The organism is Citrobacter sp. TBCS-14, from assembly GCF_005280805.1.
GTDB classification, from domain to species: domain Bacteria; phylum Pseudomonadota; class Gammaproteobacteria; order Enterobacterales; family Enterobacteriaceae; genus Citrobacter; species Citrobacter gillenii.
The window spans coordinates 527,376-542,440 of the sequence record NZ_SZWM01000185.1 but is presented as its reverse complement, the minus strand read 5'-3'; the positions used below and the strand labels follow the sequence as shown (position 1 = coordinate 542,440).

At 52.4% G+C, this 15,065-nt stretch carries 13 protein-coding genes; 5 read left to right on the top strand and 8 right to left on the bottom strand.

What is annotated here, in order from left to right; genetic code table 11:
• Window positions 1-6: 6 nt before the first annotated feature.
• Window positions 7-2,451, top strand: a complete 2,445-nt coding sequence (locus FDX22_RS11235; RefSeq protein WP_146717206.1) for a trimethylamine-N-oxide reductase 2 — start codon at window positions 7-9, stop codon at window positions 2,449-2,451.
• A 78-nt stretch (window positions 2,452-2,529) separates the two neighbouring features.
• Here FDX22_RS11235 and FDX22_RS11230 read toward each other — a convergent pair whose 3' ends face one another.
• The 7 genes from FDX22_RS11230 to cusR all read right to left on the bottom strand — a co-directional run bounded on the left by FDX22_RS11230 (window position 2,530) and on the right by cusR (window position 7,550).
• Window positions 2,530-3,333 (bottom strand): MBL fold metallo-hydrolase, encoded by an 804-nt coding sequence (locus FDX22_RS11230; RefSeq protein WP_137400225.1) that lies wholly within the window; start codon window positions 3,331-3,333, stop codon window positions 2,530-2,532.
• A gap of 80 nt (window positions 3,334-3,413) precedes the next feature.
• Complete coding sequence (locus FDX22_RS11225) at window positions 3,414-3,665, bottom strand: membrane lipoprotein lipid attachment site-containing protein (protein WP_096757980.1); 252 nt, start codon at window positions 3,663-3,665, stop codon at window positions 3,414-3,416.
• A gap of 14 nt (window positions 3,666-3,679) precedes the next feature.
• Window positions 3,680-4,186, bottom strand: coding sequence for a hypothetical protein (locus tag FDX22_RS11220; RefSeq protein ID WP_146717205.1), 507 nt, complete (start codon window positions 4,184-4,186; stop codon window positions 3,680-3,682).
• 335 nt (window positions 4,187-4,521) lie between these two features.
• Entirely contained in the window at window positions 4,522-4,899 is a 378-nt protein-coding gene (locus FDX22_RS11215) for a DUF302 domain-containing protein (protein WP_117342171.1), read from the bottom strand.
• Window positions 4,900-4,954: 55 nt separating this feature from the next.
• Entirely contained in the window at window positions 4,955-5,281 is a 327-nt protein-coding gene (locus FDX22_RS11210) for a copper-binding protein (protein ID WP_135912891.1), read from the bottom strand.
• Window positions 5,282-5,425: 144 nt separating this feature from the next.
• A complete protein-coding gene (locus FDX22_RS11205; protein ID WP_146717204.1) occupies window positions 5,426-6,877 on the bottom strand; it encodes a Cu(+)/Ag(+) sensor histidine kinase in 1,452 nt (483 codons plus the stop codon).
• Window positions 6,867-7,550: a copper response regulator transcription factor CusR gene (gene cusR / locus FDX22_RS11200; protein ID WP_096757976.1), complete on the bottom strand. Its 684-nt coding sequence runs from the start codon at window positions 7,548-7,550 to the stop codon at window positions 6,867-6,869. The genes FDX22_RS11205 and cusR overlap by 11 nt, the downstream gene beginning before the upstream one ends.
• A 181-nt stretch (window positions 7,551-7,731) precedes the next feature.
• On the opposite strand from cusR, the gene FDX22_RS11195 reads away from it, so the two are divergent.
• The 4 genes from FDX22_RS11195 (at window position 7,732) to FDX22_RS11180 (ending at window position 14,026) form a co-directional block, all read left to right on the top strand.
• Entirely contained in the window at window positions 7,732-9,114 is a 1,383-nt protein-coding gene (locus tag FDX22_RS11195; RefSeq protein WP_146717203.1) for an efflux transporter outer membrane subunit, read from the top strand.
• A 32-nt stretch (window positions 9,115-9,146) separates the two neighbouring features.
• Window positions 9,147-9,494 carry a cation efflux system protein CusF gene (gene cusF / locus FDX22_RS11190; protein ID WP_115259162.1) on the top strand — a complete coding sequence of 116 codons (348 nt, stop codon included), beginning with the start codon at window positions 9,147-9,149 and terminating at the stop codon, window positions 9,492-9,494.
• A 75-nt stretch (window positions 9,495-9,569) separates the two neighbouring features.
• Window positions 9,570-10,871, top strand: a complete 1,302-nt coding sequence (locus FDX22_RS11185; protein ID WP_146717202.1) for an efflux RND transporter periplasmic adaptor subunit — start codon at window positions 9,570-9,572, stop codon at window positions 10,869-10,871.
• An 11-nt stretch (window positions 10,872-10,882) separates the two neighbouring features.
• A complete protein-coding gene (locus FDX22_RS11180) occupies window positions 10,883-14,026 on the top strand; it encodes a CusA/CzcA family heavy metal efflux RND transporter (protein ID WP_146717201.1) in 3,144 nt (1,047 codons plus the stop codon).
• 43 nt (window positions 14,027-14,069) lie between these two features.
• Here the strand turns inward: FDX22_RS11180 and rclR are convergent, their stop codons facing one another.
• On the bottom strand, window positions 14,070-14,924 hold the full coding sequence (gene rclR, locus FDX22_RS11175) for a reactive chlorine-specific transcriptional regulator RclR (RefSeq protein WP_115259159.1): 855 nt from the start codon (window positions 14,922-14,924) through the stop codon (window positions 14,070-14,072).
• Window positions 14,925-15,065 lie beyond the last annotated feature (141 nt).

Genomic DNA, 15,065 nt, shown 5'->3' with positions numbered 1-15,065 from the left:
GAAATCATGAAACTCACAAGACGTGACTTTATCAAGACGGCTGGCGCGGCAACCGGGACTATGGCGATTTCTTCGGTGATCCCGATGCCAGCCTGGGCGGAAGGCCAAAATGGCGGGGCAATCCTGACGGCCGCACGTTGGGGAGCTGTGTATGTGGAAGTAAAAGACGGCAAGGTTGTTTCTTCAAAAGGTGCATTACCGAAAACAGTACCGAATTCATTACAACAAACTGCGCCGGACCAGGTGCACACCAATATCCGCGTAAAATATCCGATGGTGCGCAAAAGCTATCTGGAAAATCCGGGTAAAGCGGACGGCAAACGCGGCAGCGATCCTTTTGTGCGGGTGAGTTGGGAGCAGGCGCTAAAACTGATTCATGAACAGCATAGCCGGATCCGCAGCAGTTACGGTCCAGCCTCGGTGTTTGCTGGCTCTTACGGTTGGCGCTCCAGCGGGGTTTTGCATAAAGCACAAACGTTGCTGCAACGTTATATGAGCATGGCGGGTGGATATGCCGGGCATACCGGGGATTATTCCACCGGGGCCGCGCAGGTCATCATGCCCTACGTTGTGGGATCGGTTGAAGTCTACGAACAGCAAACCACCTGGCCTATGGTGCTGGAACACAGCCAGGTCGTAGTGCTGTGGGGTATGAACCCGCTGAATACATTAAAAATTGCCTGGAGCAGTACGGACGAACAAGGTATCGAATATTTTAATCTGCTGAAGAAATCAGGGAAAAGCGTCATCGCAATCGATCCGATGCGTTCTGAAACGATTGAATTCTTTGGGGACAATGCCACCTGGATCGCGCCTAACATGGGCACTGACGTTGCGATGATGCTCGGCATTGCCCATACGCTGGTGAAGAAAAATCTCCACGACAAAGCATTCCTGGAAAAATACACCACCGGATATCCGCAGTTTGAAGAGTACCTGCTGGGCAAGAGCGACAGTATTGAGAAAACCGCTGCATGGGCATCAGGTGTGTGTGGCGTACCTGCGGAACAGCTGGAGAAACTGGCAGACATTTTCTCCAGTAACAAAACCATGCTGATGGCTGGGTGGGGGATCCAACGTCAGCAATACGGTGAGCAAAAACACTGGATGCTGGTGACGCTGGCGGCAATGCTCGGGCAAATTGGTACCGAAGGCGGTGGTTTTGGTTTCTCTTATCACTACTCCAACGGTGGAAACCCGACGCGTACCGGCGGGGTATTACCGGCGATTTCGGCCAAAATTGAGGGCGGCTCGTCAGCAGGAAATGACTGGGCGGTTTCTGATGCCGTGACGAACCTGCCTGTAGCGCGCATCGTCGAAGCGCTGGAGAATCCGGGCGGAAAATATCAGCATAATGGTAAAGAGCAGACCTTCCCGGAGATCAAAATGATTTGGTGGGCGGGTGGCGCTAACTTTACTCATCATCAGGATACCAACCGCTTAATTAAAGCCTGGCAGAAGCCCGAACTGGTTGTTATCTCGGAGTGCTACTGGACGGCCGCAGCCAAACATGCCGATATTGTCCTGCCGATCACCACCTCGTTTGAGCGTAACGATCTGACCATGACCGGCGATTACAGTAATCAGCACCTGGTGCCGATGAAGCAGGTCATTGAGCCGCAATTTGAAGCGCGGAATGACTTTGACGTATTTGCTGATCTGGCCGAAATGCTCAAGCCTGGCGGAAAAGCAGTCTATAGCGAAGGCAAAGACGAAATGGCGTGGCTGAAGCAATTCTACGACGTTGCGCAAAAAGCCGCCCGCGCCCAGCGTGTGGCTATGCCGCAGTTCAACGCATTCTGGCAGCAGAATAAACTGATAGAAATGCGGGAAAATGAGAAGAACAACAAATATGTGCGCTACGCCGATTTCCGCAGCGATCCGGTGATGAACGCGCTCGGTACGCCGAGCGGTAAGATTGAAATCTACTCGAAAACGATTGAGGGCTATAAATACAAAGACTGTCCGCCGCATGCGTCATGGATTGAACCGGATGAGTGGAAAGGTTCTGCGGATAAGGATCAGCTGCAGTTACTGACGGCGCATCCGGCGCATCGTCTGCATAGCCAGCTGAACTACGCTGCGCTGCGTAAAGAGTACGCGATTGCTAATCGCGAACCGGTGACTATTCACCCGGACGATGCAAAAGCCAGAGGTATCGTCGAAGGGGATTTGGTACGCGTCTGGAATGGTCGTGGACAGGTGCTGGTTGGGGCGCACGTCAGCGATGGAATCAAACCAGGGATCATCTGTATTCATGAAGGGGCCTGGCCAGATATTGAAAACGGTATCTGTAAAAACGGCGGCGCCAACGTATTGACGGCAGATATTCCAACCTCAAGACTGGCGAATGGCTGTGCAGGCAATACCAGTCTGGTGTATGCAGAAAAATATACCGGCGAAGCGCCAAAACTGACCGTATTTGATGAGCCCGCTATCGTTACGATGTAGTGATAGTTAACTCACTCCTGTTACGAAGATAAAACGGGAGCCGCGAGGCTTCCGTTTTCCTTATTGGGTATGCCGTTTTTACTCAGCCAGAACAATCACATCTCCCGTTGCTGGCGCGTCTGTTCCGGGCAGCCAAAAACGTCCCCACGAACCGGTGCAATGACAGCCGAGCAACTTTTCGGGCTTTTGTTGACGGAGAAACCGACGCGTTTTCCACAATTTTTGCGGCGACGCCGCGCGTAAATGAAAGCCGCCGATCAGGGCGTAGATCCTGGTGATACCCGTAATGTTTTGACAATGGCGGACGATGTTCTCTATTCCTCGATGCCCGCAGCCGGTAATAATGATCAGTCCACGCTCAGACTGATAAATCAATACGCCTTCGTCGGTGATGTAATCCGGTTGGGGTGTTTGCTCCTGAATAACGCCGTAAGCCTGTGGCGTCGGCACGTTTATTTCTCCGGACCACAGAAAGCGCTCACTAATCGGGAATGGCTCGCGGGTATAGGTCATATGCAGGCGAGAGTAATCATTCTCGCGTGATAATTTTTTGATTTTTTGGCTATATCCGGCAACGGTGATTGCAGAATAACGCTCGCAGGCAATGTGCGGATGGCAGATGACGTGCGTATTATCCGCCAGCCACGGCACGCCGCCACAGTGATCGTAATGCCCGTGCGAGAGTACCACGGCGGTAAGTTGAGACAGGTCAACGCCCATTCTCGCGGCATTCAGCTTAAAGCTGTCATCCGGCCCGGTATCAAACAAAACAGAGGTTGTTTCATCCTGGACGAGCAGGCTTAACCCAGGGGCTGCCTGCAATGATTTGTCAGCACCGGCAGCGCGCGTGTTTTCAAGCAATACCGTAAGGGTTAAAGCCATACCAGACTCCGGCGTTAAAGCATCATACTGTAACGCACGGAAGGTAAGAGCGCTGTGATCTCAGCGCTCTTCGGGGCTACTCAGCGGCGATAGTACTGGTCGTTGTCGTCGTCATGGCGGTGGTGATGTCGCCAGGCGTGCTGGTTTTCTCTGTCTTCCTGCTCCTGGCGTTTATGCTCTTTATCGCGTTTGGATTCACGATTCTTGTGGTTAGCAATCGCCGTGGCTACCGCTGCAGCGCCTACACCTGCGGCTGCGGCAGACAGGTACGGATGCTCAGCACAGCCTGCCAGGCTGGCCATGATTACCAGTGCAGATATCAGTTTTTTCATTGTGGTGTCATCCGTTATTCACGCACAATCTTGCCAGCGTTACTGGCGTCGCTATCGTTCCAGCTACCGCGGCCGTTCGCTTTCAGGGTGTAAGTGGCATACCCCACGCGGAAGGTCATCGTATCTTTATAGGTATTCACATCGCGTACTTCATTGCCGTTGATGTAAACGCCGGAATCTTCTACGTGAATATCAACGCTGCGTTGACCGTTTTCAAATTTAGCCACGTAATTACCGGTGAACTTACCGTCGATACCGGCCTGGTCATGATTATCCTGATTACCGCTGTTCTGGCGGTCTTCATCATGACGATGATGGCGCTGATGATGGTTTTCCGCATTGTCGATAAACCCGTGATCGCGGTTCCACTCATAGGATTTATTCACATCGCAACCGTTGAGTTCACTCATTTGTGTACAGCCTGAGCGTTCATATTTTTTCTGCATCGCCGGGGTAATGGCGCATGCAGTTGTCGCGGTTGTCAGACCCAGAACAAAGATGGCCAGCAGACGTTTATTCATTCTGTTACTCACTATCATCATTAAATTTATTTATAGGAATATTGATTTTATTGCTGTCATGTTTATGACGAAGAAAGTTTCCCATTAAATATTAACGGTGAATACCAGGGGGAATCCTAATTTATATTTTTTGAGGGCGTTAAATTATGGGGGTATACAACATAATACGTAGGTATTTTACGTATTGTATACAATTCATTTATTATTCTGGAGGTTGTTTAATTTTTGATGTGCGATTTAATGGAATATTAATATTGACATTAATCGTGGAGAGAAAGAATGAAGGAGGTAATGAGAAATGCAGACTTATTGAACAATAAGCCTGCGTGTGTGACTCAGTCAATGCTGGCAATGCTTTGTTCTACAAGATTTTCCAGTTTTTTTAGTGCCTGAATAGCATGCGTATCCAGCCCGTATTTCTCCAGCGTTTCGACCGGATGAAAACCGACCCAAACCAGCCCGTCCGGTTGCTGGCTAATTAATACTCTGAAGGGTAAGTCGAGCGCTAATTCTGGATGCTGCAACATTAGCGCTGTACCCCCTTTGGGGTTACCAAAAATAAGTACCGTAGTGGGTGGAAGTATTAATTCCACCTCGGCAGCAGCTTTGGCATGATCAAACTCGCCAAATAAAACAAGGCCATGTGATTTTATGTTGGCCAGCAGGCGCTGACGTGTTTGCTGAAAATCAAAGGCGCTGAATAGCTTATTCATGGAATTTCCATCCGTAATGGGAGAGTGGTGTTATTCATCCAGAATAGTACATGAGTTATCCCTGTGCGGGGATCTGTTGGCGATGTTTTTCTGCCTGTTGCTGATGTGAAAACGCATGACCGTTATTCATTGACTCATGTACAACCATTGCTTTTTCATGCTCATCCATTTGTGAAAATGACGGCGCAACGGCCTTAGTGGACTGACTATTACGTACTTGCATCTGATGTGCCTGCACCATTTTCTGATGGGCAGAGGCATCGCTATTATTCATCATGTCATGGGCCATCGCCGCCTGTTGATGGGTATCAACACTTTCTGCGGCATTCACGCCAGCTGAGATAAAAAATGCAATAGCAAAAAAAGAAGACATCTTGTTCATCATATTTCTCCAGTATGGGTTTACGGAAGAAATGATAATAAGCAGGCGCGCTCAGCGAGGTGACAGAATTATGACGGTTACGTCAGAGAATCAATAAAGATGCCAGCAGGTCAGCGGATGGCACATTCGTGCCACCCTGCAGGGCTAATTTGCGTGTTTTGGCAGTGTCAGAATAAAGCGGGTAGCGTGGGTGTCAGAGGTGACCGCCACCTTTCCCTGATGGGCCGCGACAATTGATTTCACAATCGCCAGGCCAATGCCGCTCCCTTCACCTTTACGCTGTCGTGATGGGTCTACGCGATAGAAACGGTCGAACAGTCGCGGCAGATGCTCCGCGGCGATGGGCGTGCCGGGATTCTCGACAATAATGTGTACCTGTTCGTCCGCCTCTTTTACCCGTACGGTCACCGACTGGCCCTTGGGAGTGTAACGCATGGCGTTCGACAGCAAATTGCTCAGGGCTCTGCGCAGCATTAACGGATCGCCAGACACCCAGCATGCGCGGCCCTCAAAGCGTAAACTTACCTCGCGCTCTTCTGCCCACGCCTCGAAGAAGTCAAACACCTTACCGACCTCATCCGCCAGGTTGAGTACCGTCTTTTCCGGGATCAATTGATTATTGTCCGCCTGTGCCAGGAACAGCATGTCGCTCACCATCTTCGACATTCGGCCAAACTCTTCGAGATTGGAATAGAGCACATCTTCCAGCTCTTTCTGGCTACGGGGCTGGCTAAGTGCTATTTCCGTTTGGGTGACCAGATTGGTGATGGGGGTGCGGATCTCATGGGCAATATCCGCTGAGAAATTAGACTGGCGTTTAAACACATCCTCGATGCGTTCGATCATATGGTTAAACGACCCGACCAGCTGCTCCAGCTCTATCGGTACGGCCTGGGGATCGAGGCGGACATCGAGATTCTTGGAGGTAATGTTCTGGATACGGCGACTGACGTTACGGATCGGTTCATGACCTTTATAGACGGCGAACAATACGATGAAAATAATCATCATGCTGATCAGCGATGCCGTCATAATCAGCTTGTTTTTCAGATCGTTAATATAGTGCAGATGAAAGTCTATTGATAACGCCATATACAGCGTCCAGGCCGGTTTGCCGTCCGCTAACTGGCCTACCGGCAAACGAATCATGCGCCAGTTGGAGGGCGTGTTTTCTCCGTGATCGTGATTTTGCGTGCGTAGCATGGGGCCGGAGATTAAAAAGACATTATTATTACCGGCGTTTTTATCCGGTTTCGCATGGGCAATAAACTGACGCAGATCCGGCGCACCAGGTGAATGGAAAATGGCTTTTTGGTTAGCATCTTCCAGTGAAATAATAACGTTAGAGTAACCGGAAACCACGTTTTTTAAGATTTCCAGCCGCCGGGATTCCGGTTCGTTGGGTTGATTAAGGATCCGTTCCAGCGTGGTGCTGATCTCTCTTAAATCGTTGATATCCTGCTCGGCAAAATGGACTTTCACCGAGTGGATCATTATCCAGGCGAAGGCGAAAAACGAAGCGATGGTTGCCAGGCTGATAAAAAAGGTCAGTCGCGTGGCCAGCGAAAAAGGGCGCTGCAGGCGTTTAATAGCCATCCGGTACCTCAAGCATATATCCCACACCGCGTACGGTCTGAATCAGCTTCGGTTCAAAGTCATTATCAATTTTGGCACGCAGGCGCTTTACGGCGACGTCAATCGCATTGGTGTCGCTGTCAAAATTCATGTCCCAGACCTGTGAGGCAATCAGCGAGCGGGGTAATACTTCCCCTTGATGGCGCAGGAAAAACTCGAGCAGCGTAAATTCTTTGCTGGTAAGGGTAATGCGGGTGCCACTGCGGGTGACTTTTCGGCTGACCAGATCAACCATTAAATCCGCAACCTGAAACTGACTTTCGACAATCACTGCCGCGCCACGGCGCAGCAGCGTTCTGACCCGAGCCAGCAGTTCGGCAAAGGCGAAGGGTTTCACCAGATAATCATCCGCCCCCAGTTCCAGGCCTTTGACCCGGTGTTCAATCGTGCCCAGCGCGGTAAGGAGAAGAATCGGCATGCCTTTGTTAGCGCTGCGCAACATACGCACGATATCCCAACCGTTCACGTCAGGCAGCATGATGTCGAGGATGATCAGGTCATAATCGCCGGTCATGGCCAGGTGATACCCGTTCAGGCCGTTATCCGCCAAATCGACAACAAAACCGGCTTCCGTCAGGCCCTTCGTCAGGTATTCGCCGGTTTTTTTCTCATCTTCGACGACCAAAATCTTCATCACATTCTCCTTCACCCACTGGCTGTGCGGGTTTCAATTCTAGAGAAGCGGGATCGGATAGCAATGAGTTATTGGGAAAATGACAGCTTTGTCATTTTCCTGTCACCGCTTAAACAGAGTCGATTCGGTAAGGTGCACGGTAATAAATTCACATTCCAGTCCGGTTTGGACGAAAAGAACTATGTGCAAATTTAAGCTTCTTACTCTCAGCGTTGTTTTTATTCTGGCCGGTTGTTCGCTGGCGCCGGAGTATCAGCGTCCGGCAATGCCGATACCGCAGCAATTTTCGTTGAGCCAGAATGCGCTGGTGCCGGCACCACAGGGATACCAGGATACGGGCTGGCGCACCTTTTTCGTTGATGATCAGGTGAAAGCGCTGATTGGCGAGGCATTGCTGAATAACCGTGATCTGCGCATGGCCACCCTCAAGGTTCAGGAAGCGCGAGCACAATATGGGGTGACGGATGCAGACCGCTATCCGCAGCTTAATGCTGGCTCCAGCGGTACCTATAGCGGCAAATTTAAAGGTGAAACCAGCACGCAGAAAGAATTTGAGGCCGGACTGAATCTCAGTTTCGATTTGGATTTCTTCGGCCGCCTGAAAAATATGAGTGAAGCCGAACGACAGAATTTCTTTGCCAGTGAAGAAGCGCGTCGGGCGGTGCATATCTTATTAATTTCCAACGTCTCGCAAAGTTATTTCAACCAGCGACTGGCTTACGCGCAGCTGAAAATTGCCGAAGAGACGCTGCAAAACTATCAGCGTTCATACGCTTTTGTTGAGAAACAACTGTTAACCGGTAGCACCAACGTGCTGGCGCTGGAACAGGCGCGGGGCGTAATTGAAAGCACGCGCGCCGATATCGCCAAACGTAAAGGCGAACTGGCGCAGGCGAATAATGCGCTGCAACTGTTGCTTGGCTCCTACGGGAAATTACCGGATGACCGGGCACGCAGCCACGGTGATATCAACGCGGTGACGCTGCCGCCATCGCTGCCATCGCAAATACTGCTTCAGCGACCGGATATTTTAGAAGCCGAGCATGCATTAATGGCGGCAAATGCCAACATCGGTGCTGCACGGGCGGCCTTTTTCCCGTCCATTACCCTCACCAGTTCGCTATCGGGTAGCAGCAGTGACCTCTCCAGCTTATTTAATGCCGCCAGCGGCATGTGGAATTTCGTACCCAAAATCGATATTCCGATTTTTAACGCCGGACGTAATCAGTCAAACCTCGATTTGGCCGAAATTCGTCAGCAGCAGTCGGTGGTGAATTACGAACAAAAAATCCAGAACGCGTTTAAAGAAGTGGCGGATGCGCTGGTGTTGCGCCAAAGCCTGGCAGATCAAATTACCGCTCAACAGCGCTATCTGGACTCTTTGCAAATCACGCTGCAACGCGCCAGAGTGCTCTATCAACATGGTGCGGTGAGTTATATCGAAGTACTGGACGCAGAGCGTTCTTTATTCGCTACCCGGCAATCACTGCTCGATCTTAATTACGCCCAGCAGGTTAATGAAATTAAGCTGTTTGCTGCCTTAGGCGGCGGCTGGGTTGAATGATATTGAATTATAAATTCTCAGGAGTATATGACATGAAAAGTACCGCTAAAGCCGCTTTGTTTACTGTGTTGTCTGTGGTCATGTTTAACGCTCAGGCCAATGAGCATCAGCATGGCGAGATGATGAATATGCAGCCCGCTACCCAGCAGGAGCAAGTCATCAGCGCCACGGGCGTGATTGAATCTATTGATATGGCGAGCAAAAAAATCACCATCAAGCACGAACCTATTCCGGCGGTGAACTGGCCTGCGATGACCATGCGATTTACGCTGGTCCCGGAAACGAAGGCTGATGATATTAAGCCCGGCGATAAGGTCGCCTTTACCTTTGTTCAACAGGGAAATCTCTCTGTATTACGTGATATTCACGTCAGTCAATAACGCAGTCGCAGGTCTCTTTTATTCTCACCCGTTTTCTCTGAACGCGGGTGAGACACTCGCGCAATGGAAATCACTATGGCGTCTTTAAATATTAAAAATACCGCGCTTATTCTTGCCAGCATGATTGTCGGTGGGGTTATTGCCGTCGGTATCTATCCTTATTTGTCATCAGCAAACGTCCCGACTGACAGTGGCCCCGATGCGCAAAAAGAAGCGCGTAAAGTCCTGTTCTGGTATGACCCGATGTATCCGAATACCCGTTTTGATAAGCCGGGTAAATCGCCGTTTATGGATATGGATCTGATCCCGAAATATGCCGATGAAGAGACCGCGAGCGACGCCGCCGCAGGGGTGCGAATCGATCCGACGCAAACCCAAAATCTGGGGCTAAAAACCGAGGCCGTACGTCGTGGACCGCTGCAGTATGCACAAACGTTCCCGGCCAACGTTAGCTATAACGAATATCAGTTTGTGATTGTGCAAGCCCGCTCAGCGGGATTTATCGAAAAAGTGTATCCGCTGACCGTTGGCGATAAAATTAAGCAAGGCGCGCCGCTGATTGATCTGACCATCCCCGACTGGGTTGAAGCGCAGAGCGAATATCTTCTGCTGCGCGAGACCGGCGGTACCGCCACTCAAGTCGACGGTATTCTCGAAAGATTGCGTCTGGCCGGGATGTCCGAACAGGACATCCAGCGCTTAAAATCGACGCGGAAAATTCAAACCCGCTTCACCCTGCGCGCGCCCATCGATGGGGTGATCACCGCCTTTGATTTGCGCACCGGCATGAACATTTCGAAAGATAACGTGGTAGCAAAAATTCAGGGCATGGATCCGGTGTGGGTCAGCGCATCGGTCCCGGAGTCTATCGCCTGGCTTATTAAAGACGCCTCGCAGTTTGCGATTACCGTACCCGCCTGGCCGGATAAAACATTCACCATCAGCAAGTGGAGTATTTTACCGAGCGTGGATGCCACGACGCGTACCCTCCAGTTACGTTTGCAGGTCGAAAACCCTGACGAGGCACTCAAGCCGGGGATGAATGCTTACCTCAAGCTGAAAACACAAAGTGAGCCGATGCTGCTGATCCCGTCCAAAGCGCTGATTGATACGGGCAGCGAGCAGCGGGTGATCACCGTGGATAACGACGGACGCTTTGTGCCGAAGCAGGTTGCCGTATTCCATGAATCTCAGGGGCTAACGGCTATCCGCTCCGGTCTGACGGAAGGTGAGAAGGTGGTCTCCAGCGGCCTGTTCCTGATTGATTCCGAGGCGAATATCGCCGGGGCGTTGGACCGCATGCGCGCCCGGAAGAGTGGGACGCCAGACGCCGCGGCTATGCCCGCAATGCCGACCCCGGCGACCCATTCACACTGAGGATATAACACATGATTGAATGGATTATTCGCCGCTCAGTGGCTAACCGTTTTCTGGTGATGATGGGGGCGTTGTTCCTCAGTATTTGGGGAACATGGACCATTATCAACACCCCAGTAGATGCACTGCCGGATCTCTCAGATGTGCAGGTGATTATTAAAACCAGCTATCCGGGACAGGCGCCACAAATCGTTGAGAATCAGGTCACTTATCCTCTGACCACCACCATGCTGTCGGTGCCTGGCGCGAAAACGGTGCGCGGTTTCTCGCAGTTTGGTGACTCTTACGTGTATGTCATTTTTGAAGACGGCGCCGACCCTTACTGGGCACGCTCCCGCGTACTGGAATATCTCAACCAGGTGCAGGGAAAACTGCCCGCAGGCGTCAGCGCGGAAATGGGGCCAGATGCCACCGGCGTCGGCTGGATCTTTGAATATGCGCTGGTGGACCGCAGCGGCAAACACGATTTGGCCGAGCTGCGTTCTCTGCAGGACTGGTTTTTAAAGTATGAGCTGAAAACGATTCCCAATGTTGCAGAAGTGGCGTCGGTAGGCGGCGTGGTCAAAGAGTACCAGGTGGTTATCGACCCGATGAAGCTGACGCAATACGGTATCAGCCTGGCTGCGGTGAAATCGGCGCTGGATGCGTCTAACCAGGAGGCGGGTGGCTCATCCGTGGAGATGGCGGAAGCGGAATACATGGTGCGTGCCAGCGGGTATCTGCAAACCCTCGATGACTTCAATACTATTGTACTGAAATCCGGGGCTGACGGTGTGCCGGTTTACCTGCGCGATGTTGCCCGCGTGCAAATTGGACCGGAAATGCGCCGTGGCATCGCCGAACTGGATGGTGAAGGTGAAGTGGCGGGCGGCGTGGTGATCCTGCGCTCGGGTAAAAATGCACGTGACGTAATCTCCGCCGTCAAAGCCAAACTTGAGACGCTGAAAAGCAGCCTGCCGGAAGGCGTTGAGGTAGTTACAACATACGATCGCAGTCAGCTTATCGACCGCGCGATTGATAACCTGAGCTACAAGTTGCTGGAAGAGTTTATCGTTGTGGCGCTGGTGTGTGCGCTGTTCCTGTGGCATATCCGCTCGGCGCTGGTCGCCATTATTTCCCTGCCGCTGGGGCTGTGTATTGCGTTTATTGTGATGCATTTCCAGGGACTGAACGCCAACATTATGTCGCTTGGCGGCATCGCCATTGCTGTAGGGGCGATGGTTGATGCCGCGATTGTGATGATTGAGAACGCGCATAAGCGGCTGGAAGAGTGGGCGCATCAGCATCCGGGAGAAAAGCTGGATAACGCCACGCGCTGGCAGGTGATCACAAACGCCTCGGTGGAAGTGGGACCGGCGCTATTCATCAGTTTGCTGATTATTACCCTGTCGTTTATCCCTATTTTCACCCTTGAGGGGCAGGAAGGGCGACTGTTTGGCCCGCTGGCGTTCACCAAAACCTATGCCATGGCTGGGGCCGCATTGCTGGCGATTGTGGTGATCCCAATCCTGATGGGATTCTGGATCCGCGGCACGATCCCGGCGGAAAGCAGTAACCCGCTTAACCGTTTTCTGATCCGCATTTATCATCCGCTGTTGCTGAAGGTGCTGCACTGGCCGAAGGCCACCCTGCTGGTGGCGGTGTTGTCGATCCTGACGGTTATTTTCCCGCTCAATAAAGTCGGCGGCGAGTTCTTACCGCAGATCAACGAAGGTGACCTGCTGTATATGCCGTCGACCCTGCCGGGGATCTCGGCGGCGCAGGCGGCGGATATGCTGCAAAAAACCGACAAGCTGATCATGACCGTGCCGGAAGTGGCGCGGGTATTTGGTAAAACCGGTAAGGCCGAAACCGCCACCGATTCCGCGCCGCTGGAAATGGTTGAAACCACCATCCAGTTGAAACCGCAGGATCAGTGGCGTCCGGGGATGACGATGGACAAAATCATCGAGGAACTGGATAAAACGGTCCGGCTGCCGGGCCTGGCGAACCTGTGGGTACCGCCGATTCGTAACCGCATCGACATGCTGTCTACCGGGATCAAAAGTCCAATCGGGATTAAGGTCTCGGGCACCGTGCTGGCGGATATTGACGCCACGGCGGAGCAAATCGAAGAGGTGGCGAGGACCGTGCCGGGCGTCGCGTCTGCGCTGGCGGAACGTCTGGAAGGCGGGCGCTATCTCAGCGTCGATATTCAACGTGAAAAGGCCGCGCGTTATGGCATGACCGTAGGCGATGTACAGCTGTTTATTACCTCGGCGGTCGGCGGTGCGATGGTGGGCGAAACGGTGGAAGGGATTGCCCGCTATCCGATCAATCTTCGCTACCCGCAAAGCTATCGCGACAGTCCGGAAGCGTTACGACAATTGCCGGTCCTGACGCCCATGAAGCAACAAATCACGCTGGCGGATGTGGCGGATGTGAAGGTTGTTTCAGGCCCGTCGATGTTGAAAACCGAGAACGCACGCCCGACCAGTTGGATCTACATCGATGCCCGCGATCGTGACATGGTCTCGGTGGTAAACGATCTGAAAAAAGCGATTGCCGAAAACGTCCAGCTAAAACCAGGGACCAGCGTGGCGTTTTCGGGCCAGTTTGAGCTGCTTGAACGCGCCAGCCATAAGCTCAAACTGATGGTGCCGATGACGCTGATGATCATATTCGTGCTGCTGTATCTGGCGTTCCGTCGTTTTGGTGAAGCGTTGCTGATTATCACCAGCGTGCCGTTCGCACTGGTGGGTGGGATCTGGTTCCTCTACTGGATGGGGTTCCATATGTCGGTGGCGACCGGCACCGGATTCATTGCGCTGGCAGGTGTTGCCGCTGAGTTTGGCGTGGTGATGTTGATGTATTTGCGTCACGCCATTGAGGCGGAGCCCGCGCTGGAAAATCCGCAGACCTTTACGGTGGCTAAGCTGGATGAGGCGCTGTATCACGGGGCGGTGCTTCGCGTGCGCCCCAAAGCGATGACCGTGGCGGTGATTATTGCCGGCCTGCTGCCGATTTTATGGGGCACCGGGGCCGGGTCGGAGGTGATGAGCCGGATTGCCGCCCCGATGATTGGCGGTATGATCACCGCGCCGTTGCTGTCGCTGTTTATCATTCCGGCGGCGTATAAGCTGATGTGGCTGCACCGCCATCGTCCGCAGAAATAACGCCTGAATAGCGTTGCGCCGGAGAACGTAATACGGCGCAACGCTATTTTTCCAGCGCCTTGACCCGCTTTCTGTACTCACCCGGCGTGCAGCCGTATTCACGCAGAAAGACTTTGTGAAACGATGATTCGCTGGCATAGCCCACCGCCTCAGCAATCACGATCAACGGCCGTGAATCACGCGCTAACATCTGGGCGGCGAATTGCAGACGCAATGTGGTTAAGACCGCGAGCGGCGTGGAGTTTGAGACTTCACGAAACAGTTGCGCGAAGCTGGCCCGCGACATATGCGCGCGCTGCGCCAGCTCTTCGACAGTCCACGGATGAGCGGGCAACTCCAGCATCAGGTTAGCGATAACCCCCAGTTTGGGATGCAGCAGCAGATTCAACATGTTTTTACCTGGTGCGGCCCGTGTCAGCCACTCGCGTACAGCAAGGGTAAACAACGTGGCGCATTGCTGGCTGCATACCACCTCAGAACCTGGCAGCGTGCTCATTGATTCCCGTTGCAGCAGTTCAATCATGGCTCTCAGCCACTGACCAACAGGGCTATTTTCCTCGGGGGCCAGAATGAGCAATTCCGGCAGTGCGGTTAAAAAATAGCGTGAAGATGCCTGCAACCGTAGGCTTCCGCAGACGAGATGCGTTTGTTCCTCGCCTGACTGGCACAGCCGGTGGGCGGAGTTTTGTGCCAGCATAACCACTGCGCCAGGATGCAGCGTGTAGGACGAGCCGTCCGGGAGATCAAGCTGAGCCGCACCCTGAGTTACCGTATGCCAGCGAATAACCGACAGCTCTCCCGCCGCATGTGGCAACTGCCAGTCTCTGCTCAACAAGCAGTTTTTATCAATAGACCCCTGCGGGTCATTAAGCGTTAATAATCGGCTAAGCGCGTCCATCAAGACTCCTGAACAATTTTATACCCTTAGGGAGATATCGCCATTATCGCTATAATTTTATATTAAATTAATACCATCAAATGGTTAGTTGGTAATATGGTTTGTGCTTTCACAAATTTGCATGGTTCACTTTAGACGATT

Excerpts from the sequence above, each read along its gene's own strand:
- FDX22_RS11235 (WP_146717206.1), top strand. The coding sequence starts at position 7 with ATGAAACTCACAAGACGTGACTTTATCAAGACGGCTGGCGCGGCAACC.
- FDX22_RS11210 (WP_135912891.1), bottom strand. The coding sequence starts at position 5,281 with ATGAACAAGATGTCTTCTTTTTTTGCTATTGCATTTTTTATCTCAGCT.
- FDX22_RS11185 (WP_146717202.1), top strand. The coding sequence starts at position 9,570 with ATGGCGTCTTTAAATATTAAAAATACCGCGCTTATTCTTGCCAGCATG.
- FDX22_RS11195 (WP_146717203.1), top strand. The coding sequence starts at position 7,732 with ATGTGCAAATTTAAGCTTCTTACTCTCAGCGTTGTTTTTATTCTGGCC.
- rclR (WP_115259159.1), bottom strand. The coding sequence starts at position 14,924 with ATGGACGCGCTTAGCCGATTATTAACGCTTAATGACCCGCAGGGGTCT.
- cusR (WP_096757976.1), bottom strand. The coding sequence starts at position 7,550 with ATGAAGATTTTGGTCGTCGAAGATGAGAAAAAAACCGGCGAATACCTG.
- FDX22_RS11225 (WP_096757980.1), bottom strand. The coding sequence starts at position 3,665 with ATGAAAAAACTGATATCTGCACTGGTAATCATGGCCAGCCTGGCAGGC.
- FDX22_RS11220 (WP_146717205.1), bottom strand. The coding sequence starts at position 4,186 with ATGAATAAACGTCTGCTGGCCATCTTTGTTCTGGGTCTGACAACCGCG.
- FDX22_RS11230 (WP_137400225.1), bottom strand. The coding sequence starts at position 3,333 with ATGGCTTTAACCCTTACGGTATTGCTTGAAAACACGCGCGCTGCCGGT.
- FDX22_RS11205 (WP_146717204.1), bottom strand. The coding sequence starts at position 6,877 with ATGGCTATTAAACGCCTGCAGCGCCCTTTTTCGCTGGCCACGCGACTG.
- FDX22_RS11215 (WP_117342171.1), bottom strand. The coding sequence starts at position 4,899 with ATGAATAAGCTATTCAGCGCCTTTGATTTTCAGCAAACACGTCAGCGC.
- FDX22_RS11180 (WP_146717201.1), top strand. The coding sequence starts at position 10,883 with ATGATTGAATGGATTATTCGCCGCTCAGTGGCTAACCGTTTTCTGGTG.
- cusF (WP_115259162.1), top strand. The coding sequence starts at position 9,147 with ATGAAAAGTACCGCTAAAGCCGCTTTGTTTACTGTGTTGTCTGTGGTC.